The following is a 19,733-nucleotide window of genomic DNA, read 5'->3' on the forward strand; positions in this document are numbered from 1 at the left end:
GAGGCGCCGACGCACACGGAGCCCAGGGGCCGGGCTGTTCGTACAGTGGATGCAGGAAGGCGAGATCCATGGCTCTCTCCCGCTCGACGGGCGGGTACCCGGACCGCATGACCGACCACGACGAGCGGGGCACCACCATGACCGGAGTCGACCCCGGCCGGCTGGACGACCAGCAGCTCATGAAGGAGCTGGAGACCATCCACCGGACGCGCCACGACACGCTTCTCTACGGCTCGAACGACGCGCTGCGGGCCCACAACGAACGCATGGCGCAGCTGGAGGGCGAGTACCTCCGCCGCAACCCGCGCCGCACCGTGGCCTCGGGCCGTACCCGCGAGGGCGCCCGAGACCGCACCACGGGCAGCCCGGCATGACCTGAGCGGTCGGCGAAGGGCGGGGCGGGGCGGCAGGCTGCGCTCGTCGGGGTCGAGTGGCATGCCGTCGGCGGGCCCGTCCTGGGCTCGTGCGCCGAGAAGGCGCGCCGGGCGGCATGGCACCCGCTGGTCCTTCGACCCGCTCCCTCGGCCCCGGCGCCCCCGGCCTCGCAGTCCCCGCGGCCCGGCGCCCGCGGCCTCAGTGCCGCACCGGCGGCCGCCCCCAGTGCCGGTGGGCCGACAGGGCGGCGGTGAAGGCGTGCAGGAAGTCCTCGCTCGCCGGGCCCGGTGAGGTGTCCGTCACCACTCCCTGGTCGGCCACCGTGTGATGGAACTCGGCGGACAGCCGTACGCCCTCCGGCTCCAGGGCGGACAGGACGCCCACCCCGGACCCGAGCGCGCCGACCGGCTTGCCGTGCCGGTAGGCGTCCCGGACGAAGCGCATCGCGTCCTGGTCCGCGGCCGTGGCCGGGGTGCCCACGGGCCCGCCGGGCAGCAGCACGGCGTCGTAGAGCACGGAGGCGACGGTCGGCAGCGCGCGGTCGACCGCGAACCGGTCACCGTCGGCGCCCGTCACCGAACCGTCCGTGGGCGCCAGGGCCTCGACGATCGCGCCCTGGGCCGCAAGGGACTCACGCACCGACGTGACCTGTGCGGTGTCGACACCGTCGGCGACGAGAACGGCGATCTGCCGGGTGCGGACCGAGCCGTCGCCGCCCAGGGAATCCAGGCTCAGCGCGGGGGAGGAGAGCTTGTCCGCCGCCTCCGTCCCCGACGGCTCCGGCACCCCGACTCCGCGCGCCACCTGGGCGGCCAGGTCGCCGTTGACCTTGGCGAGATGCTCGACCGTCCGGGCCCGCACCGCCATCGTGCCGACCTTGCCGAGCTCGAACCGGAAAGCCGCGACGATGTGCCGCTTCTCCCAGTCCGCCATGCTGTTCCAGAACATCGCGGGCTGGGTGTAGTGGTCCTCGAAACTCGGGCTGCGGCGCCGGATCTTGGCGCCGTCGACGCGCTCGGCGTAGTGCGTGTACGCGTTTGCACCGGCGCCGGCGTGCGCGGGGCAGCCGCCGCCGAGGGAGTTGGGGAAGTAGTTCGTGCCGCTGTGCAGCGCGCTCTGGTGGTAGCCGTCGCGTTGATTCGTGCGTACGGGGGCCACCGGACGGTTCACCGGCAGCTGGGCGAAGTTGGGGCCGCCGAGTCGGATCAACTGTGTGTCCAGGTAGGAGAAGTTGCGGGCCTGGAGCAGCGGGTCGTTGGTGAAGTCGACACCGGGGACGACGTTCGCGGTGTGGAAGGCGACCTGTTCGGTCTCCGCGAAGAAATTCTCCGGGTTGCGATTCAGCACCATGCGGCCGACCGGCCGTACCGGCACCTGCTCCTCGGGAATGATCTTCGTGGCGTCGAGCAGATCGAAGTCGAAGGCGAACTCGTCCTCCTCCGGTACGAGCTGGACGCCGAGTTCCCACTCGGGGTACTCGCCCGCCTCGATGGCGTCCCACAGGTCCCGCCGGTTGAAGTCCGGGTCACGGCCCTGGCACTCCTGCGCCTCGTCCCACACCAGCGAGTGCACGCCCAGCTTCGGCTTCCAGTGGAACTTCACGAACGTGCCCTTCCCGTCCGCGTTCACGAACCGGAAGGTGTGCACGCCGAAGCCCTGCATCATGCGGTAGCTGCGCGGGATCGCCCGGTCCGACATCAGCCACATGATCGCGTGCAGGGTCTCCGGCTGGAGCGACACGAAGTCCCAGAGCGTGTCGTGCGCGGAGGCACCCGTCGGGATGTCGTTGTGCGGCTCCGGCTTCACCGCGTGCACGAAGTCGGGAAACTTGATGCCGTCCTGGATGAAGAAGACCGGGAAGTTGTTCCCGACCAGGTCGTAATTGCCCTCCGACGTATAGAACTTGGTAGCGAATCCGCGCACGTCCCGCACGGTGTCGGCCGAGCCGCGCGGCCCCTGCACGGTGGAGAACCGCACGAAGACCGGCGTCTGCACGGACGGGTCCTGGAGAAAGGCGGCACGCGTGAACTCCGCGCAGGACTCGTACGGTTCGAAGTAGCCGTACGCCCCCGCGCCCCGCGCGTGCACCACCCGTTCCGGGATCCGCTCGTGGTCGAAGTGGGTGAGCTTCTCCCGGAAGTGGAAGTCCTCCATCAGCGTCGGCCCGCGTTCGCCGGCGGCCAGCGAGTCGTCGGTGTGGTCGACCTCCACACCCTGGTCGGTGGTCAGCGGCCCGGCGGCCGGGTCGTCCGCGCGGAAGGCCTCCCGTTGCTCCTGCTTGCGGTCACCCATCAGACGGCCTCCTCGGACTTCCTGGACTCCCGGGCGAACACCTCGAGGAACGTCTCGCAGAAAGCCTTCAGATCGTCCGGCTTACGACTGGTGACCAGCTTGTTCGGGCCGTGGTCGCAGATCCGTACCTGCTCGTCGACCCATGTGCCGCCCGCGTTGCGGATGTCGGTCCGCACACTGGGCCAGGACGTCAGCACCCGGCCGCGTACGACGTCCGCCTCCACCAGCGTCCACGCGGCATGACAGATCGCGGCGACCGGCCTGCCCTGCTCGAAGAAGTCCCGCACGAACGCGACGGCCTTGCGGTTCGTCCGCAGGTAGTCCGGGTTGGCGACGCCGCCGGGCAGCACCAGCGCACCGAAGGAGTCCGCCGACGTCTCGCCCACGACCTCCTGGACCGGGAACTTGTCCGCCTTGTCGAGATGGTGGAACGCCTGGATCGTGCCGGGCTTCGTGGACACGAGCACCGGCTCGTGGCCGGCGTCCACCGCCGCCCGCCAGGGATCCGTGAGCTCGACCTCCTCGACGCCCTCAGGTGCGGTCAGAAAAGCGATACGCATGATTTCTCAATGTCCTTTCGTGGTCCCGAAACGGGCCTCGTGGTGCTTCGCGCGCTTCCTGTCCCGCCGGCCCGTGCGCACGCACCGCAGCAGTTCCTCGCCGTAGGGCAGCACGACGCAGGTGCCGACCGCGGCCGCGATGCCCGCCAGGTAGCCGCGGGACAGCGGCGGCCGGCGCGGTACCAGACGCCACGCGTCGGGGGTGCCGCGCCCGCCACGCAGCAGGGACGCCACCTGGTCGGCGTGCAGACACATCAGTGAGGCCAGCGCGCCGAACGGCAACGACTCCAGGAAGCTGTGGATGTGCTGCTCGACGGGTTTGACCTCGCGGTCGCTGTGGACGGCCGTGCGTACGTCCCACAACGCGGTCGCCTCGTGCGCCGCGGTCGCGCCCAGCTGCACGGTCAGCAGCAGCGGGTTGACCTCGTAGCGCAGGGTCAGCGCGATGGGGATGCCGACCTCGGTCATCATCAACGCGTGGATGAGCGACTCCTTGGTGCCGGTCGTCTCCTCGATCCGGGTCCGCCGGTGCATCCACCAGTCGGCCACGCCCGGTACGAACCAGCTCGGCAGGAGCCCGTACAGCAGGTAGCGGGCCGTGGCCTCGCCGACGTCGACGGTGACACCGGGAGGGCTGATCCGGGCGGCCTGGTCGCGGCTCATGGCAGGTCACCGAGGCTGATGACGCCGACCGGCAGACCGTCCTCGACGACGGGCAGCCGCCGTACGGCGTGCTCGCGCATCAGCGAGACCGCTGCGGACACCCGCTCGCCCGGGCCGATCACCACCGGGTCCCGGGTGCACGCCGACCGGACGCTCAGCGCGAGCGGATCGGCGCTGTCCGCGACCGCCCGCACCGTGATGTCACGGTCGGTGAGCACGCCCACGATCTGTTGACCGTCGGCCACCACCACATCGCCGATGTCCTGCGTGCCCAGGAGCCGCGCCGCCTCGACGAGCGAGGCGTCCGGGCGGACGGCGACCACGCCCGGAGTCATCACGTCCCTCACGAAGTCAGCCATCACCGGCCCCTCCTGCACTCACCCGGCCGGTGCGGGTACCACGTACGTGTCGGTGCGATGTCGCCCGCCGTACCCGCCCGGCCGAGCCCTTCACGTGTTCCTTCGCCGGGCGGACCGCCCGGACCCGGTCAGGTCCTCGGCCAGCTCCTGGACGTTGGCGTAGCGCGTGGAACGCGGCAGGCGCTCCAGCGACTCGACAAGGGCGTCGGGCGCGTACCCGCGGCGCAGCTCACCCATCAGCTCCCGGGGGCTCGCCGGGAAGGTACCGCGGCGCAGGATCCGCGCCAGTTCGAGCCGGACCGCCTCCATGGACGCCGACGTCCCCGGTGCCACCGGCCCGCCCGCGACCTGCGGATCGTCCTCCGCGGACGGCTCGGGGTCGTGCCACTCCTCGGTCCGCGTGGGGTGCCCGGACCGCAGCAGACCCTGCAGTTCGTGCTTCATCTCGTCGTCACGGTGAACGCTCAGCCGGTCACTGCCTCGCTGCATGACTCCCTCCAGATCTTCGGGGCTGCGCACCGCGTACCCGATGACAGGGGGCCGACACAGGGTTTGCACCCCGGAACCCGGGTGACCCGGCGTTCACCACCCCCCACGCACGTTCCGGGGAAGGACCGGTCCCATGGCACTGATCGCTGTGCTCCTCCCGCTTCTCATGCTCGGCGTGGTGCTGGCTCTGGGCCGCTACGAGGAACTGCTCCTGCCCAAGGAACAGGAAGACGACGGGCCGGAGGGGGCGGCGCTGGGGCGCTGAGGAGCGGTCGGTCCACCCGCACGGTGTTTGCGGCGCGGGCAGGGGGGCAGGCGAACCATCAGTGCTTCGGACAGGAGGCACGTCCGTGGGAGCGGCGATTCCCCGCCACGGGTGTGTCCGGTTCCGGTACGCGCCCTCAACTCCCGCGGTGACCGTCCAACCCAGAGCACATTCTAGGGAGTTGCGACGCACCATGCCCACTTCAGTGAGCGCGAAGCACCACCCGCACGACGACGCCCCCGACACCGCGGAGGACTTCCGCAGGCTCGCCACGCTGCCCGAGGGGCAGCAGCGCGACACCGTCCGAGACCGGATCGTCGAATCGTGGCTGCCCATGGCCGACCGGCTCGCCGGACGGTTCCGCAGCCGCGGCGAGAGCTTCGAGGATCTGCGGCAGGTCGCCGCCCTCGGGCTGGTCAAGGCCGTCGACCGATACGACCCGGAGCGCGGCAACGCCTTCGAGAGCTATGCCGTGCCCACCATCACCGGCGAGATCAAGCGGCACTTCCGCGACCACATGTGGACGCTGCACGTGCCGCGCCGGGTGCAGGACCTGCGCAACCGGGTCCGGTTCGCCGTCCAGGACCTGCAGACCGTCTCCGGTCGCCGGCCGACCGCCGCCGAGATCGCCGAGCACGCGGACATGACCGAGGCCGACGTCCGGACCGGCCTCGAGGCGCTGGAGAGTTTCACCGCCCTGTCGCTGGACGCGGAGCTGCCCGGCAGCGATGACGGGTACTCGTTGAGCGATGCGCTGGGCTCCGCCGACCCGGCGCTGGACACGGTCGTCGACCGGGAGGCCGTCAAGCCACGGCTTGCCGCGCTGCCCGAGCGTGAGCGGGCGATTCTGTACATGCGGTTCTTCGGGGACATGACCCAGAGCCGCATCGCCGAGCAGTTGGGAATCTCGCAGATGCATGTGTCCCGGCTGATCAGCCGGTGCTGCAGTCGGGTGCGGGAGCAGGTACTGAGTGACGTGGCCTGAGGGTCGGGTCTCGCCGTAGGGGTGCGGGCTGTCCGCGCACTGCCGGTCCGCTGTGGCCGGCCGCGCGGACAGCCCGCGCCGCTTCAGGGCGTTGCCGTCACCGCGAGTGCCATGTGGCGGGACATCGTGTCCATGGCCTTCGCCTCCGCCATGGAGAACGGCGGGCGGGCTCCGCATCTGAAGAGGGTGAGTACGCCCTGGACGGTGCCGTCGACACTCAGGGGCACGCAGAGCAGTGACGTCACGTTCGTCTGCACGAGGACGGGGGCGCCTTCCGTGGTTCTGCCGAAGGAGTCCGGGTCCTCGGGGCGTACCTGGAGGGACGGGGATCCGGTGCGGGTGGTCTCCGTGACCAGGGGGCAGGTGGCCGGGTCCTGTTCCGTGAGCGCGGCCGCCTCCTTCTCCGAGGGGGCCAGCACCGCCGTACGGGACATCCGGGGGGTACCCGTGTCGGCGATCACCCAGTCGGCGAAGCGGCCGTGCAGGACCTTGGCCGCCTGTCGGACGACTGCCTCGCGGTCGCCGCGCGGTGCCGTGAGGAGGGCCGTGGTCATCTCGTCCTGGAGGTCCGTCAGGGCCGCGTGCCGGGTCGTCTCGGTGAGGTCGGGAACCTGGGCCGTCGGCGTGGCGGCCGGGGTCGGTCCGCCGGGTTGCAGCACCACCAGGACCGTGGTGTGCGGCTCGCCGCTCGGGCGTACGGCGGTCAGGGTGGCGTGGACCGGTGCGGACGGATGCTGTTGGAGGTGCACGGTGAGGCTGCGGTCCCCCTCGCCGCGGGCCACCGCCGCGGCCTGGGAACGGAACGCCACCCGGTCGGCGTGGGCGAGGAAACCGGTCAGCGGGCGGCCCGTCGCATAGCCCGCCCGGACGCCCGTGAAGGACGTCGCCGCGAAGTTCAGCCGACGCACCACCGTCTCCCGGTCCACCAGCGCCACCGGCAGCGGAAACCGCTGGAAGACCGCGCGCAGCAGGTGCTGTTCCTGGCGGTCGGCGGACGTCGTACGGGGCTGCCCGCCCGAGGACAGCCGCTCGTACCACGGCCACAACTGGTCGGCGACGTGGTCGAGTTCGAAGATGGCCGCGTCGAGGACGGTCGGCAGATCCCCCTCCGACACGGATCGCGCCGCCTTGAGCTCCGCGACGCGGCGCACGAAGTCCACGAGCTCCTCACCGAATTCGTCCGTCTGCGCCATGGGACGAACCTAGCTGGTGACAAGGCGTTTCGGGGCGCCGAGGAGCAACTGGCCTGCTCTGTTCGCCCGTTGTTTTCCCCGCCCGGGACGGGGCACGCGCACAAAAGAGGAGGAGTTGAGAATGCCCGCTCATGAACAAATGGATCGCTGGGGTGACGAGTCGGCCGAAGCCGCCCTTCCCGGGCGCAGGCTGTCCGAGTTGGTCGAGCAGGCCGTGCGCTGCACCGCCGACTGCTGCGGGGCGAGCAGCATGGTGTGCGAGGCGGGAGCCGAACGGCCCGCCGCCGTCACCCATCCCGACCTCGCCGGGCTCGTCGCCGTGCAGTTGCGCTCCGGGGACGGACCCATTCCGGACGCGCTGGAACGTGGCGAGGCCGTCGACTCGGCCGACCTGCTGCGCGACGAGCGCTGGCCGGAGTACCGCGCCATGGCGCTCGACTCGGGCGTGCGCTCCAGCGTCACGCTGCCGTTCCGCCGCTCCGGGCTCACGGTGACGCTCAGTCTCTACAGCTTCCGGCCGGGCGCCCTGGAGAACGCCTCGCACGGGCCTGTGCAGGCCCTCGGCGACCTCGCCGCGAGCTGCCTGGTCCGAGACCGCTCCTACCGTGCCGCGCTCACCGAGCTCGGCCACCTCGGCACCGCTCTGCGCTCCCGGCCCGTCGTCGACCAGGCGTGCGGCATCGTCATGCACGTCCTCGGCTGCGACGCCGACGCCGCCTTCGGCGTACTGCGCCGCATCTCCCAGGGCACCAACCGCAAGCTGGCGGACGTCGCGTCCGGCGTCGTCAGCAGGCGGGGGCGGGGCTTGGAGCGGGACTTGGCGGCGTTGATGAACTGACGGGTGAGGTGGGGCGGAACAGCGGGCTTGGTTCGGGGGCCGGCTCGTGGTGGCGGACTCGGTTCGGGAACTGGACTCGCTGCGGCGGACTCGGTTCGGAAACCGGACTCGCTGCGGCGGTGTCGGTACGGAAGCCGGACCTGCCCGTGGTCGCAACGGTTTGGAAACCCAACTCGCCGGGAGCGGCTCGGCCCGTCTCCCGGCGTCACCCGCTCGGCCGCCCCCGTCCCGCGAATGGTGTCCGGCCGCGCGCGCCCGGGCGCCGGGCGGGCTGTCATGGCTGCGGGGGCACGACCGCCGTACCCCCGCAGCCGTCGGCCGAAGGAGTCCACCCCATGCGCCGCACCGCCCGTGCCCTGTCCGTCGCCGCTCTGATCGGTGTCGTCCTGGGTTTCGCCGCCTCGGCCGCCTTGGCGGACCCGGCCGCGGAGGTCAGCCCCGGCACCGTCTCCCCGGGCGGGAGCGTCACCGTATCCGTCTCCTGCGACCCCCTCGAGGGGAACGCGCCCGCCACCATCGACGCCACCTCGCAGGCGTTCGAGGAGGGCACCGTCCAGCTGAAGCGGGTCTCAGGGAGCGAGGAGAAGGCGGCGGGGGCCGCCTACAGCGGCACCGCCCGGGTCCCCCCGGCCGAGAACTTCGAGGGTGACCCGGACGCGGTCGGATCCGACTCCGCGTGGACGGTCGACGGAACCTGCCCGGCGGCGTCCGGAGGGGAGGGCAAGCCGTGGAGCGCGACGTTCATGGTGACCCGCGACAGCGGTGGTGGCAAGGACAGCGGTGGTGGCGGCAAGGACGGCGCGGAGGGCGGCAAGGACGGCGCCGAGGGCGGCGTTGGGGGCGGCAAGGACGGCGCTGGTGGCAAGGACGGCGGCGAGGGCGGCAAGGAGGGCGCGGAGGGCGGCAAGGACGGCGCGGAGGGAGGCTCTCAGGGAGGTACGGACGGCAGCGAGGCCGGTGAGGAGGGCACCGAGGGCGGCACGGACGACACAGGCACCGGCCCCGAAACCGGCCCTGACGCCGACACTGGCACCGGCCTCGACACCGGCCCCGGCAACCGTCGTCCCTGCGCCGAATCCCGTCCGGACGGGTCCGCGCCCCATCTGACCGAGCCCTACGAGGAGGAGACCGAGGCCCTCTGGGACAAGGGCGAGGGACACTCGGAAGACTGTGACAGCGAGGCCGTGCAGCAGGGTGTGCGGGCCGGTGCGGGCGGTGCCTTCACCGACTCCGTGCCCGCCCTGGTCGCCGGCGGCGTCCTGATCGCGGGTGCCCTGGGTGGCGCGGTGTACCGGCTGCGCCGCAAGACGCCCGCCACGGAGGACTGATCCTCACGGCCACGCGTCTGGCCGACCGCGTCGACCCGGGACGTCCGACAGCGCGACAGCCGACAGCGCGACAGCCGACACCGCGACGGGCGAAACCCCGGCGGGCGCCCATGGCGTCGCGCGACGATGGGTACGCAGAGCGCGAGGAGCACACGGCACACCGTGCGGCCCCCGCACCGTAGGAACCTCAGAGCCCGTACCACGCGCGGCACGGCACACCGACCCGCACGGAGCGGCCGACCACGACGAACCACCCAGGCACCAGGCACAGCGCGGAGGCACCGATGCGCCGGACGGACCCCGAAGGCCACGGCCCCGTCCGTTACGGGCCGCCGCTCCCGGACGACGGGCTGCCCGTGCTGCCCGAGTCGGCCGCCGTGCTCGCCGCGGCCGCGGGGCGGTCCGAGAGCGAACCGATCGGGGGCGGCCCCGCACTCCTGGAGGCCGCGTGCGGCTACTGGGCACGGCGTGGCCTGCCGACCGAGCCCGAGCGGGCCGTGGCCGGCCCCGGCGCCCCCGCCCTGCTGCTCGCGCTGACCTTTGCGATCGGCGGCGACGTGCTGGTGCCGCGGCCCTGTGCCGCCTGGTGGGCGCCGTACGCACGCCTGTTGGGCAGACCCGTCTTCCATGTGCCGACACCGGCCGAGTGCGGCGGTGTCCCGGACCCGTACGCCCTGCTGGAGACCGTCCGCCGGGTCCGTGCCGAGGGCGGTGACCCGCGGCTGCTCGTGCTGTCCGTCGCGGACGACCCCACGGCCACGGTTGCCCCGCCCGAGACCCTGCACGAAACCCTGGAGGCGGCCACCGGGGAAGGGCTGCACCTGGTCAGCGACGAGACATGGCGCGACACCGTGCACTCCCCGCACGACACCGTGCTGCTCAGCCCCGCCGAGATGCTGCCCGAGCAGGTCACCGTCGTCACGGACCTGGCCGGCGCTCACCTCCCGCCGGGCTGGCCGGCCGCGGTCGCCCGGTTCCCCGCGGGCGAGGACGGCGACGGCATCCACGCGCGCGTGCTGGACGTGCTCACCGCGCTCGGCGCCCGCGTCGCCGGCCCCGTCGCCCTCGCGGCCGGGTACGCGCTCACGGAACCCGAGCCGGTCACGGCGCGGGTCACCGCCGCCGTACGCCTGCACGCGCGCGTGGCCGCCGCCGCGCACGCCGCGGCCGTGGGTGCGGGGGCTCTCGCGCGGCCCCCGCAGGCCGGGCGGCACCTGTACGTCGACCTCGCCCCCCTGCGCGCCGGGCTGTCCTCGCACGGCGTGGGGGACGCGCAGGACCTGGAGGACTTCCTCGCCGCCCGGCTCGGCATGCCGGCACCGGGCGGGCACCGCTTCGGCGACGACCTCCAGGCGCTGCGCGTGCGGCTGTCCACCGGACCGCTGCTCGCGGGCACCGAAGGCGAACGCGCGGAATGCATCACCTCGCCCGCGCCGTTGGAACTGCCACACGTGCAGCGCGCGTTGATCCACTTGAAGTCGGTCTTCGACGATCTCCGTGACGACGCTCAGCGATGGGAGCCTCCTCGATGACGCAGCAGTCCGAGTCGACCACCACGCGTACGACTGACCCGAGCACCACCACGCAGGACGCCGACACTCCGGCGGACCCATCGGCCTTCGCGCCCCCGTACCCGCCGCTCGCCGCACCCCGCCCGCTGGGCGAACTCCGGGCGTGGCCGCGCACCTTCCACGACCGTCTCACCGCCCCGCTCCCCGGCATCAAGACCCTCGCCCGCTTCGCCCGCGAGGGCGCCGTACGCCCCGGCCGCGAGGGCCTCGCCGACATCCCGCGGCTGCCCTTCGAGCCGGGCCCGCTGCCACGTGTCGACGCGCGCACGATCGCCGTCTCCTGGGCGGGGCACGCCAGTTGGGTCGTCCGGATCGGCGGGCTGACCGTCCTGACCGACCCGGTCTGGTCGCGCCGCATCCTCGGCACCCCGGCCCGTATCACCCCCGTGGGCATCGCGTGGAGCGCCCTGCCGCGTGTGGACGCGGTCGTCATCAGCCACAACCACTACGACCACCTGGACGCGCCCACGCTGCGCCGACTCCCGCGCGACACCCCCGTGTTCGCGCCGGCCGGCCTGGCCTCCTGGTTCCGTCGCCGCCGGTTCACGCGGGTCACCGACCTGGACTGGTGGGAGGCGGCCGAACTGTCCGGCGTCCGCTTCGACTTCGTGCCCGCCCACCACTGGTCCAAGCGCACCCTCATCGACACCTGCCGCAGCCTGTGGGGCGGCTGGGTGCTCACCGCCCCCGACGGACAGCGCGTGTACTTCGCCGGCGACACCGGCTACGGCCACTGGTTCACCCGCATCGGCGAGCGCTACCCCGGCATCGACCTCGCCCTGCTCCCCATCGGCGCCTACGACCCCCGCTGGTGGCTCAGCGACGTCCACTGCGACCCGGAGGAGGCGGTGCGTGCCGCCCAGGATCTGGGCGCGCTGAGGATGGCGCCGATGCACTGGGCGACGTTCGTCCTGTCGGCGGAGCCGGTCCTGGAACCGCTCACGCGCGTGCGTGCGGCGTGGGAGAGGGCGGGACTGGCACGGGAGCACCTGTGGGATCTGCCGGTCGGCGGGTCACGTGTGCTTGAGGTCGCCGGGTGAGGATCGCAACCTCAGACATCACCTGGCAGATCGAACCCGTCTCCACACACTCGGTGCCACACTGATCGCAACGGTGAGTACGACCGCCGCTACCACGCCCTCCCAGGGCTCCGCGAACAGCGAGCCCCCGAGGATCCCGATCAACTGGTACGTCACGGCCCAGGCCAGGCAAGCCGGAAGGTTCCCGCGGACGAAGCGCCGCACCGGCCACTTCGCCAGCAGACACGCCAGCATCACCGGCAGCCGCCCCGCCGGCACCAGCCGCGACAGCACCAGCACGGCCACACCGTGCTCGGCGAGCTTCTCCTGGGCCTGAGTGAGCCGCTCCTCCGGCGCGCGCGAGCGGATCGCCTCCAGCCAGCGCGAGCCGTTCTTCGAACCCATGCCGCGCCTGCCCAGCCAGTACAGCGTCGCGTCGCCCAGGAACGCGGCCGTCGACGCCGTCACGAACACCAGGGCCAGCGAGAACGGCGCCGTCTGGTGAAACGCCACCACCGCCGCCGAACTCACCAGCGCCCCCGTCGGCACGATGGGCACCAGGGCCCCGATCAGCACCAGCAGGAACAGCGTCGGATAGCCGATCGCCTGCTGTGTCGACTCGGTCGGCACCACCGTCGCGGTGGTGGCCAACACCGTCACCGGGCCACCTCCAGGCGCACGCTCTCCCCGTGCGCGAGCCGGTGCACCGACACGCCGGGCGCGCGCTCGGCCGCGAGCCGCGCGAACTCGTCGCCGGGCGCGTGGAATTCATGGGGGCGTACGGCGTCCATGCCGATCGGCCAGTACGTGCCGTAGTGCACGGGCACCGCACTGCGCGGGACGAGCCGCGCCAGTGCCTCGGCCGCCCGCCCGGCGTCCAGATGGCCTTCCCCGAGATACGGCCCCCAGCCGCCCACCGGCAGCAGTGTCACGTCGACCGGACCGACCTCCTTCGCCATCGACTCGAACAGGCCGGTGTCCCCGGCGAAGTAGGTGCGTCCCTCGCCCTCGATGACGTAGCCGAGGGCGGGGGAACGGTGCGGGCCGACGGGCAGTCGCCGCCCGTCGTGCAGCGCGGGCACGGCCCTTACGGTCACCCTGCCCACCGACGTGACGTCCCCGGGCGCCATCTCGGTCACCCGCAGCTGCGTGAGGCGGCGCAGCCCCGGCACCGCGCGGGACGCGCCTGCGGGCACGAGCAGGCGGGTGCCCTGCGCCAGCCTGGCCAGGGACGGGACGTGCAGGTGGTCGGCGTGCAGGTGGGAGACCACGGCGACGTCCGCGCGCCAGGCGTCGGGTGGTGGCAGGTCGCCCCGGCGGCGGCGCAGGTGTGCGAGCCGGCGCGCGAACAAGGGATCGGTGAGCACGCGCACGTTCGAATCCTCGACCGTGCAGGTGGCGTGACCCCACCAGGTGACCTCCACCGGCACCTTCTTTGCCTCCTTCGCGCGACTCCCCGAAGCGTACGGGCTGGAGTAGGGTCGGCGGCGAAACCCGGAGGTGAGGGGGACGCCATGGGGTCATCCATAGTGCGCGTCACGGCGATCGCCAGTCTGACGCCGCTCGAAGAGCTGGACGCCGACCCCTTCCTGGTGGACTCCCGCAGCCAGCACGCGATGTGCGCGCACTGGGCCGCCGAGCACGGGTACGTCGTCGCGCGCGAGCTCCTCGTACGACGGCTGCGGGCCGACCACAGCGTGCTGTGGGAAGGCGTCCGGCCCGGCCTCGACCTGTTCGTGGCGCCCAGCCGGAGGGTGCTGGAGAGCGCCTTGTCGTCCGTCGAGGAGTTCACCGCGGAGTGCGCCCGGCGCGGGGTGCGGGTGGAGACGGTGGGGCGCGCGGAGCCGTTGTACGACGCCCAGATGAAGGCCCGGGTGCACCGCAGGCTGTCGATGCCGACGGCCGGCTACGACGGCCGCTGAGGATCACGACCGACGGTGGACCGTGGTCCCCCGGGAACCGGGGTCGTGCACCGTGCGTTGTCGGAGGCGTGTGCCAGGCTGGGGCGTAGGGGCCCGTGCCTCGACGCGGGTCGGGAACTGAGGTGGGCTGGGCGTGCGTGGTAGGCGTTGGCGGCGGGTTGCCAGTCAGGTCGGGCGGAGCGTTGCCGTGTGGGCCGTGTCCACCGTCACGATGCTCGTGCTCGCCGGGATCCTGCCCGACTTCCAGCTGCAGTCGGCGGACGGCGACAGCGCCACCCGTATCGCCGTCACCGCGGCCCTGGGCGCCGGTGCGTTCGGTCTGCTCTCGGCGATCTTCTGGCCTCTGCTCGTACGGCTCCTGCTCCTCGTGCCCGCCCTCGTGCTCGGCCTGCTGGTGTTCTTCCTCAATGGCTCGCTGCTGATCATCGCGCTGCGCCTGGTCCCCTCCGGCGACAGCGAGGCCGCTCCCGAGACCGCCGTCATCGTCGCCGCCGTGATGTCCGCGGTCGCCTCCGCCACCGGCGCCGCCCTGGCCGTACGGGACGACGACGCGTACCGGCGCCGTCTGTACCGTCTCGCCGACCGCCGCCGCGGCGCCCTGCCCCCCGGCCCGGCGAGCCCCGGCACCGTCTTCCTGCAGCTCGACGGCGTCGGCCACGACGTCCTCCTCGACGCCGTCGGCAAGGACCTGATGCCCACCATCGCCCGCTGGCTGGGCGACGGCGACAGCGACGACACAGCCGAGGCCGGCGCCCCGCCCACCCACCGGCTCACCCCCTGGCGCACCGACTGGTCCAGCCAGACCGGCGCCAGCCAGCTCGGCATCCTGCACGGCAGCAACCATGACGTCCCCGCGTTCCGCTGGTACGAGAAGGCCGGCCGCGAGGTGATGGTCTGCAACCGCCCGACCAGCGCCGCCGAACTCCAGCGCCGCGCCATCGACCGCACCGGCGACGGCGGGCTCCTCAGCGCCGACGGCGCCAGCCGCGGCAACCTCTTCAGCGGCGGCGCCGACGAACAGGCCCTCGTGCTGTCCATCGCGACCAGACGGCGCGGCCGGGAGAACCGCTCCCGGGCCGGCTACTTCGCCTACTTCTCCGATCCGGCCAACGCCGTGCGCACCGCCCTGTCCTTCATCGCCGAGGTCGGCCGTGAGATCGGCCAGTCGATCCGGGCCCGGGTCCGAAAGGTCCGGCCGAGGGTCTCCCGCGGCGGCCTCTACCCCTTCGTCCGCGCCTTCGCGACCGTCGTGGAACGGGACGTCGTCGTCGCCGCGGTGATGGGCGACATGTTCGCCGGCCGCACCGCCGTCTACGCCGACCTCGTGGCGTACGACGAAGTGGCCCACCACTCCGGCCCCTCGAGCCGCGACGCCGAGAAGGTCCTCGAACGCCTGGACCGCGCGCTCGCGTTGATCGAGAAGGTCGCCGAGCACGCCCCGCGGCCGTACCGCATCGTCGTGCTGTCGGACCACGGACAGAGCCCCGGGGAGACCTTCCGCTCGCGCTACGGCCTGGGCCTCGGCGACCTGGTGCGGGCCGGCTGCGGACTGCCCGTGCCGCGCAGGGCGCAGCGCACCCACAGCGGCGCCGAGGCCCGCGCGGCGGTACGCGCGGCACTGCGCCGGCCCGTCGAGGAGGGCGGCGAGCAGCACCGCCCCTCGCGCCGCCGCTCCGAGCCGATCGTGCTGGCCTCCGGCAACCTCGGCCTGGTCTCCTTCCCGGACGTGCCGCACCGCATGACCAGGGAGGAGATCGACGCCCGCCACCCGGCGCTGCTCACCACGCTCGCCAACCACCCCGGCATCGGCTTCCTGCTCGTCCGCAGCGAGGAGCACGGCGGGGTCGTGCTCGGCGCGTACGGCGCCGAGATCCCGCTGGACCGACTGGACGACGATCCCGGGCCGTTGGAGGCCTTCGGGCCGGGCGCCGCCGACGCCGTGCGCCGTACGCACTCGTTCCCGAACACCGCCGACATCATGGTCAACTCCGCGTACGACCCCGCCGACGGCGAGGTGCTCGCCTTCGAGGAGCAGATCGGCTCGCACGGCGGACTCGGCGGGGCGCAGGGCAGGCCGTTCCTGCTGTCGCCGCTGGCCTTCTCCGCGCCGGTCGACGACGGGGAGGACCTCGCCGGCGCCGAGCACGTCCACCGCGTACTGCGCCGCTGGCTGCGCGAAACCAACGGCCCTCAGGTGCCCTTGGAAACGCAGCCGGAGGAACGGGCCGCCTGAAAATCGGCTGCGTCCGAGAGTCCGTGGGCACACACTGTTCGAGTCGCAAACCAGTCGAACACCCCCAAGGAGCCCCTGCTTTGCAGGCAGCCGTCACCGTCACGCCCGCCCGTATCCCCGAACTCCTGCTCGGCCTCGCCACCGTGCGGCCGGTCTTCATCTGGGGCGCCCCCGGCATCGGAAAGTCCTCCCTCGTCAGGGACTTCGCCGCGTCCCTGGGGCTGGAGTGCGTGAGCCTGCTCGGTACGCAACTCGCGCCGGAGGACCTGATCGGCGTGCCGCAGATCCGGGACGGGCGCTCGGTGTTCTGCCCGCCGGAGGCGATCGCCCGCGACGAGCCGTACTGCCTGTTCCTGGACGAGCTGAACGCGGCCACACCGGATGTGCAGAAGGCGTTCTACTCGCTGATCCTGGACCGCCGTATCGGCAACTACGAGCTGCCCAAGGGCTCGATCGTCATCGGCGCCGGCAACCGTGCCACCGACAACGCCCTCGCCCGCCCCATCGCCTCCGCCCTCGTCAACCGCCTCACCCACGTCCACCTGGAGGCCTCCGCCAAGGACTGGCTGACCTGGGCGGCGAACAACGGCATCCACCCGTGGATCCTGGACCACCTCACCGACCGCCCCGACCACCTGTGGTCCAAGCCGCCGAAGACCGAGGAGCCGTTCTCCACGCCCCGCTCCTGGCACATGCTCTCCGACGCGCTGCACTCCTTCGGCCGTGACCTCGACGAGGAGACCCTGAAGGTGCTGGCGCACGGCACGCTGACGCCCGTGCACGCCACCGCGTTCTGCGGCTACGTCAAGATCGTGCGCAGCCAGTTCGGCATCGAGGCCATCATCAAGGGCGACGCCCGCTGGCCGCACCGCACGGAGGACCGCGACCTGCTCTACTACCTCGCGGAGTCCTTCCGCGGGCGCCTGGTCAAGGAGCTGCCCGTCAGCAAGGAGCACATGTCGGCGACCGGGCGGCAGACCGCCTACCGCGCGAAGTCGCTGCTGGTGCAGCTCGCGGAGATCTCCGTCGAGGTCGCCCAGAGCGTCATCGCCTCCGACGCGGACGGCAACCCGGTGCTGCCGTCCTGGTTCCTGGTGGAGGCGGCGCGGGACATGCCGCGGCTGGTGGAGGCGCGGCGATGAGCCCTGCCCGTGACAAGGGCAAGGGGAAGAAGAAGCGGGATCTCGCGGCGGAGGCATTCGCCGAGGGGATGGCGCTGGTGAAGGCCAACCCGGCGCTGGCGGCGGTCGAGTTCGTGGTCTGCCGTCTGGAGGACTGCGAGCAGGCACCCCACGACGGCCTCGTCCGCGTCGACTCCGACGGCGACCTGCACGCCCACCCGCACCGGCTCGCCGAACCCGAAGCCTGGGCCTGGGCCATCGCGCACGCCGTCCTGCACCTCGGTTTCGGTCACGTCCCTTCGGCGAAGGGCCCGCCCGTGCAGCCCGACCGTGCCGAGCTGGCCGCCCGCTGCGTCGTCGTCAACCGCTTCCTGCTCACCTTCCCCGTGGGGAGGACACCGGACCACCTGCCCCTGTCCTATCCGGACGGCGACGAGGAACAGCTCGCCGCGCGCTGGCGGCGCGACGGCATCCCGGCCGCCTACGAGCGGTGCGGCACGGCGGGCGCCGAGCCCGACCTGCTGCTCGTGGAGTGGACGGGCTGGTTCGGGCAACCCCCGGACCACCAACTGGCCTTCGCCACCGCGCTGACCCGCACCGTCTCCACCGCGATGGACATGGCGGGCGGCCGCCGTGACTCCATGGACGGCGAACCCGTCAAGAAGCGGCCCTGGCAGTGGGCGCTGGAGTGGTTCATCACCTCCTACCCGCTGCTCGGCGGCATCGCGGCCGGCATCAAGCTGGTCGCCGACGCCGAACTCGCCCGCGCGCACGGCATCGCCGTCGCCGCCGTCAACGCCGAGGCCGGCGAGATCTACATCAACCCGCTGCGGACCTTCGAGTCCGAGGAATGGCGGTTCATCCTCGCCCACGAGATGCTGCATGCCGCCCTGCGCCACGGCGACCGCTGCGGCACCCGCGACCCGTACCTGTTCAACGTCGCCTGCGACTACGTCATCAACGGCTGGCTGCGCGAGATGCAGGTCGGGGAGATGCCCCAAGGGCTGCTGTACGACGCGCAGTTCAGCGGTCTGTCCGCCGAGGAGGTGTACGACCGCATCGCCGGCGACCTGCGCCGGATGCGCCGGCTGGCCACCCTGCGCGGCAAGGGCGTCGGCGATGTTCTCGGCGCCCCGCTCGGCCCGCCCGGCGACTATGTCGACCTCGACGAGTTCTACCGCCGGGGACTGTGCCAGGGGCTCGACCTGCACCAGCAGCAGGAGCGCGGTTTCCTGCCCGGCGGCCTGGTCCAGGAGATCCGCGCGCTCAGCCATCCGCCGCTGCCGTGGGACGCCCGACTCGCCCGCTGGTTCGACGAGTTCGTGCCACGCCCGGAGCCCGTGCGGACGTACGCCCGTCCCGCGCGCCGTCAGGCGTCCACGCCCGACATTCCGCGCGCGGGCCGCTACTTCCCGCCCGAGGAGATCGCCCGCTGCACCTTCGGCGTCGTCCTGGACACCTCCGGCTCCATGGACCGCGTGCTCCTCGGCAAGGCGCTCGGCGCCATCGCCTCCTACGCCGCGGCACGGGACGTACCGGCGGCACGGGTGGTGTTCTGCGACGCGGCGCCGCACGACGCGGGGTATGTGCCGGTGACGGACATCGCCGGGCGGGTGCGGGTGCACGGCCGGGGCGGCACGGTCCTGCAGCCCGGGATCGACCTGCTGCAGCGCGCGGACGACTTCCCGCCGGGCGCTCCCGTTCTGGTCATCACGGACGGCTGGTGCGACGTGCTGCGGGTTCGGCGCGAGCACGCGTACCTGATTCCGCCGGGCCGGCGACTGCCGTTCAGCCCTCGTGGGCCGGTCTTCCGGGTGCAATGACGACGAGTGTGGTCGGATGGGGGACACGGACCCGGAACACGGGACCTCATCGTAAGAATTCGAAGGGATTCATCGTGGCAACCACGCGCTCCGCACACACCGTGTGGGAAGGCAACCTGTTCAAGGGCAACGGCGTCGTGTCCTTCGACTCCTCGGGCAGCATCGCCGAGCAGCCGGTGACGTGGGCGTCGCGCGCCGAGGACGCGAACGGCAAGACCAGCCCCGAGGAGCTGATCGCCGCCGCCCACTCCAGCTGCTACTCCATGGCCTTCTCCAACATCCTCGACAAGGCCGGCACCCCGCCGACCAAGCTGGTCACCTCCGCCGACGTGACCTTCCAGCCGGGGGAGGGCATCACCGGCATCCACATCACCGTCGAGGGCACCGTCCCCGGCATCGACGAGGAGGCCTTCCTCGCCGCGGCCGAGGACGCCAAGGTCAACTGCCCGGTCAGCCAGGCCCTGAGGGCCACGCCGATCACCCTGTCGGCCAAGCTCACCTGAGCCGACCACTACCGCATCACCTGACGCAGGCCGTCCACCGGGGCGGCCTGCGCGATGTCCGGGAGCCGGGTGAGGACGGGTTCGTGGACGGTCGACGAGGACCGGTGGATGCGGGACTTTCCGGCCGACTCTCGCGTCGACGTCCTGATCACCGACCGGCCCCGCCGTGCCCTGGCCCTCCGGGAAGCCCCTGA

21 protein-coding genes are annotated in these 19,733 nt (G+C 72.4%); 12 read left to right on the forward strand and 9 right to left on the reverse strand.

What is annotated here, in order from left to right; translation table 11 throughout:
- Window positions 1-107: 107 nt before the first annotated feature.
- Window positions 108-374: a DUF6158 family protein gene (locus ABD932_RS15280; protein ID WP_250088969.1), complete on the forward strand. Its 267-nt coding sequence runs from the start codon at window positions 108-110 to the stop codon at window positions 372-374.
- A gap of 199 nt (window positions 375-573) precedes the next feature.
- Here the strand turns inward: ABD932_RS15280 and ABD932_RS15285 are convergent, their stop codons facing one another.
- The 5 genes from ABD932_RS15285 to ABD932_RS15305 form a co-directional block, all read right to left on the reverse strand.
- A complete protein-coding gene (locus ABD932_RS15285; protein WP_345012847.1) occupies window positions 574-2,667 on the reverse strand; it encodes a catalase in 2,094 nt (697 codons plus the stop codon).
- Window positions 2,667-3,227: a type 1 glutamine amidotransferase domain-containing protein gene (locus ABD932_RS15290; protein ID WP_345012850.1), complete on the reverse strand. Its 561-nt coding sequence runs from the start codon at window positions 3,225-3,227 to the stop codon at window positions 2,667-2,669. Before ABD932_RS15290 ends, ABD932_RS15285 begins: the two co-directional genes overlap by 1 nt.
- A gap of 6 nt (window positions 3,228-3,233) precedes the next feature.
- Complete coding sequence (locus ABD932_RS15295) at window positions 3,234-3,890, reverse strand: diguanylate cyclase (protein ID WP_345012853.1); 657 nt, start codon at window positions 3,888-3,890, stop codon at window positions 3,234-3,236.
- On the reverse strand, window positions 3,887-4,249 hold the full coding sequence (locus ABD932_RS15300) for a CBS domain-containing protein (protein ID WP_345012855.1): 363 nt from the start codon (window positions 4,247-4,249) through the stop codon (window positions 3,887-3,889). Before ABD932_RS15300 ends, ABD932_RS15295 begins: the two co-directional genes overlap by 4 nt.
- Window positions 4,250-4,339: 90 nt before the next feature.
- Window positions 4,340-4,738, reverse strand: coding sequence for a DUF2795 domain-containing protein (locus ABD932_RS15305; protein ID WP_345012857.1), 399 nt, complete (start codon window positions 4,736-4,738; stop codon window positions 4,340-4,342).
- Between the two features lie 133 nt (window positions 4,739-4,871).
- On the opposite strand from ABD932_RS15305, the gene ABD932_RS15310 reads away from it, so the two are divergent.
- Complete coding sequence (locus ABD932_RS15310) at window positions 4,872-5,003, forward strand: hypothetical protein (protein WP_345012859.1); 132 nt, start codon at window positions 4,872-4,874, stop codon at window positions 5,001-5,003.
- Between the two features lie 193 nt (window positions 5,004-5,196).
- Complete coding sequence (locus ABD932_RS15315) at window positions 5,197-5,988, forward strand: RNA polymerase sigma factor SigF (protein WP_345012861.1); 792 nt, start codon at window positions 5,197-5,199, stop codon at window positions 5,986-5,988.
- A gap of 83 nt (window positions 5,989-6,071) precedes the next feature.
- Here the strand turns inward: ABD932_RS15315 and ABD932_RS15320 are convergent, their stop codons facing one another.
- Window positions 6,072-7,181 (reverse strand): PAS domain-containing protein, encoded by a 1,110-nt coding sequence (locus ABD932_RS15320; protein WP_345012863.1) that lies wholly within the window; start codon window positions 7,179-7,181, stop codon window positions 6,072-6,074.
- 121 nt (window positions 7,182-7,302) lie between these two features.
- Between ABD932_RS15320 and ABD932_RS15325 the strand changes: the two genes are divergently transcribed.
- From ABD932_RS15325 to ABD932_RS15340, 4 genes are all read left to right on the forward strand, one after another.
- Window positions 7,303-8,019, forward strand: a complete 717-nt coding sequence (locus ABD932_RS15325; protein ID WP_345012865.1) for an ANTAR domain-containing response regulator — start codon at window positions 7,303-7,305, stop codon at window positions 8,017-8,019.
- Window positions 8,020-8,354: 335 nt separating this feature from the next.
- The gene (locus ABD932_RS15330) at window positions 8,355-9,347 is read left to right on the forward strand and encodes a hypothetical protein (RefSeq protein ID WP_345014488.1); all 993 of its coding nucleotides are present in this window, start codon (window positions 8,355-8,357) and stop codon (window positions 9,345-9,347) included.
- Between the two features lie 284 nt (window positions 9,348-9,631).
- Window positions 9,632-10,879 (forward strand): aminotransferase class I/II-fold pyridoxal phosphate-dependent enzyme, encoded by a 1,248-nt coding sequence (locus tag ABD932_RS15335; RefSeq protein WP_345012867.1) that lies wholly within the window; start codon window positions 9,632-9,634, stop codon window positions 10,877-10,879.
- Complete coding sequence (locus ABD932_RS15340) at window positions 10,876-11,958, forward strand: MBL fold metallo-hydrolase (protein ID WP_345012869.1); 1,083 nt, start codon at window positions 10,876-10,878, stop codon at window positions 11,956-11,958. Before ABD932_RS15335 ends, ABD932_RS15340 begins: the two co-directional genes overlap by 4 nt.
- Window positions 11,959-11,976: 18 nt before the next feature.
- Here ABD932_RS15340 and ABD932_RS15345 read toward each other — a convergent pair whose 3' ends face one another.
- Together ABD932_RS15345 and ABD932_RS15350 are read right to left on the reverse strand one after the other, a co-directional pair.
- Window positions 11,977-12,597 carry a DedA family protein gene (locus tag ABD932_RS15345; protein ID WP_345012871.1) on the reverse strand — a complete coding sequence of 207 codons (621 nt, stop codon included), beginning with the start codon at window positions 12,595-12,597 and terminating at the stop codon, window positions 11,977-11,979.
- Window positions 12,594-13,367, reverse strand: coding sequence for an MBL fold metallo-hydrolase (locus ABD932_RS15350; protein ID WP_345012873.1), 774 nt, complete (start codon window positions 13,365-13,367; stop codon window positions 12,594-12,596). Before ABD932_RS15350 ends, ABD932_RS15345 begins: the two co-directional genes overlap by 4 nt.
- Window positions 13,368-13,451: 84 nt before the next feature.
- Between ABD932_RS15350 and ABD932_RS15355 the strand changes: the two genes are divergently transcribed.
- The 5 genes from ABD932_RS15355 (at window position 13,452) to ABD932_RS15375 (ending at window position 19,539) form a co-directional block, all read left to right on the forward strand.
- Entirely contained in the window at window positions 13,452-13,859 is a 408-nt protein-coding gene (locus ABD932_RS15355; protein WP_250088841.1) for a hypothetical protein, read from the forward strand.
- A 187-nt stretch (window positions 13,860-14,046) separates the two neighbouring features.
- On the forward strand, window positions 14,047-16,092 hold the full coding sequence (locus ABD932_RS15360; protein ID WP_345012876.1) for a phage holin family protein: 2,046 nt from the start codon (window positions 14,047-14,049) through the stop codon (window positions 16,090-16,092).
- A gap of 80 nt (window positions 16,093-16,172) precedes the next feature.
- Window positions 16,173-17,234 carry an ATP-binding protein gene (locus ABD932_RS15365; RefSeq protein WP_345012878.1) on the forward strand — a complete coding sequence of 354 codons (1,062 nt, stop codon included), beginning with the start codon at window positions 16,173-16,175 and terminating at the stop codon, window positions 17,232-17,234.
- The gene (locus ABD932_RS15370) at window positions 17,231-19,036 is read left to right on the forward strand and encodes a vWA domain-containing protein (RefSeq protein WP_345012880.1); all 1,806 of its coding nucleotides are present in this window, start codon (window positions 17,231-17,233) and stop codon (window positions 19,034-19,036) included. Before ABD932_RS15365 ends, ABD932_RS15370 begins: the two co-directional genes overlap by 4 nt.
- 74 nt (window positions 19,037-19,110) lie before the next feature.
- Complete coding sequence (locus ABD932_RS15375) at window positions 19,111-19,539, forward strand: OsmC family protein (protein ID WP_345012882.1); 429 nt, start codon at window positions 19,111-19,113, stop codon at window positions 19,537-19,539.
- 8 nt (window positions 19,540-19,547) lie between these two features.
- On the opposite strand, the gene ABD932_RS15380 is transcribed toward ABD932_RS15375, so the two are convergent.
- Window positions 19,548-19,691 carry a hypothetical protein gene (locus ABD932_RS15380; RefSeq protein WP_345012884.1) on the reverse strand — a complete coding sequence of 48 codons (144 nt, stop codon included), beginning with the start codon at window positions 19,689-19,691 and terminating at the stop codon, window positions 19,548-19,550.
- Between the last annotated feature and the right edge of the window lie 42 nt (window positions 19,692-19,733).

Origin of the sequence: Streptomyces shaanxiensis (genome assembly GCF_039537145.1) — a bacterium.
Lineage (GTDB): Bacteria > Actinomycetota > Actinomycetes > Streptomycetales > Streptomycetaceae > Streptomyces > Streptomyces shaanxiensis.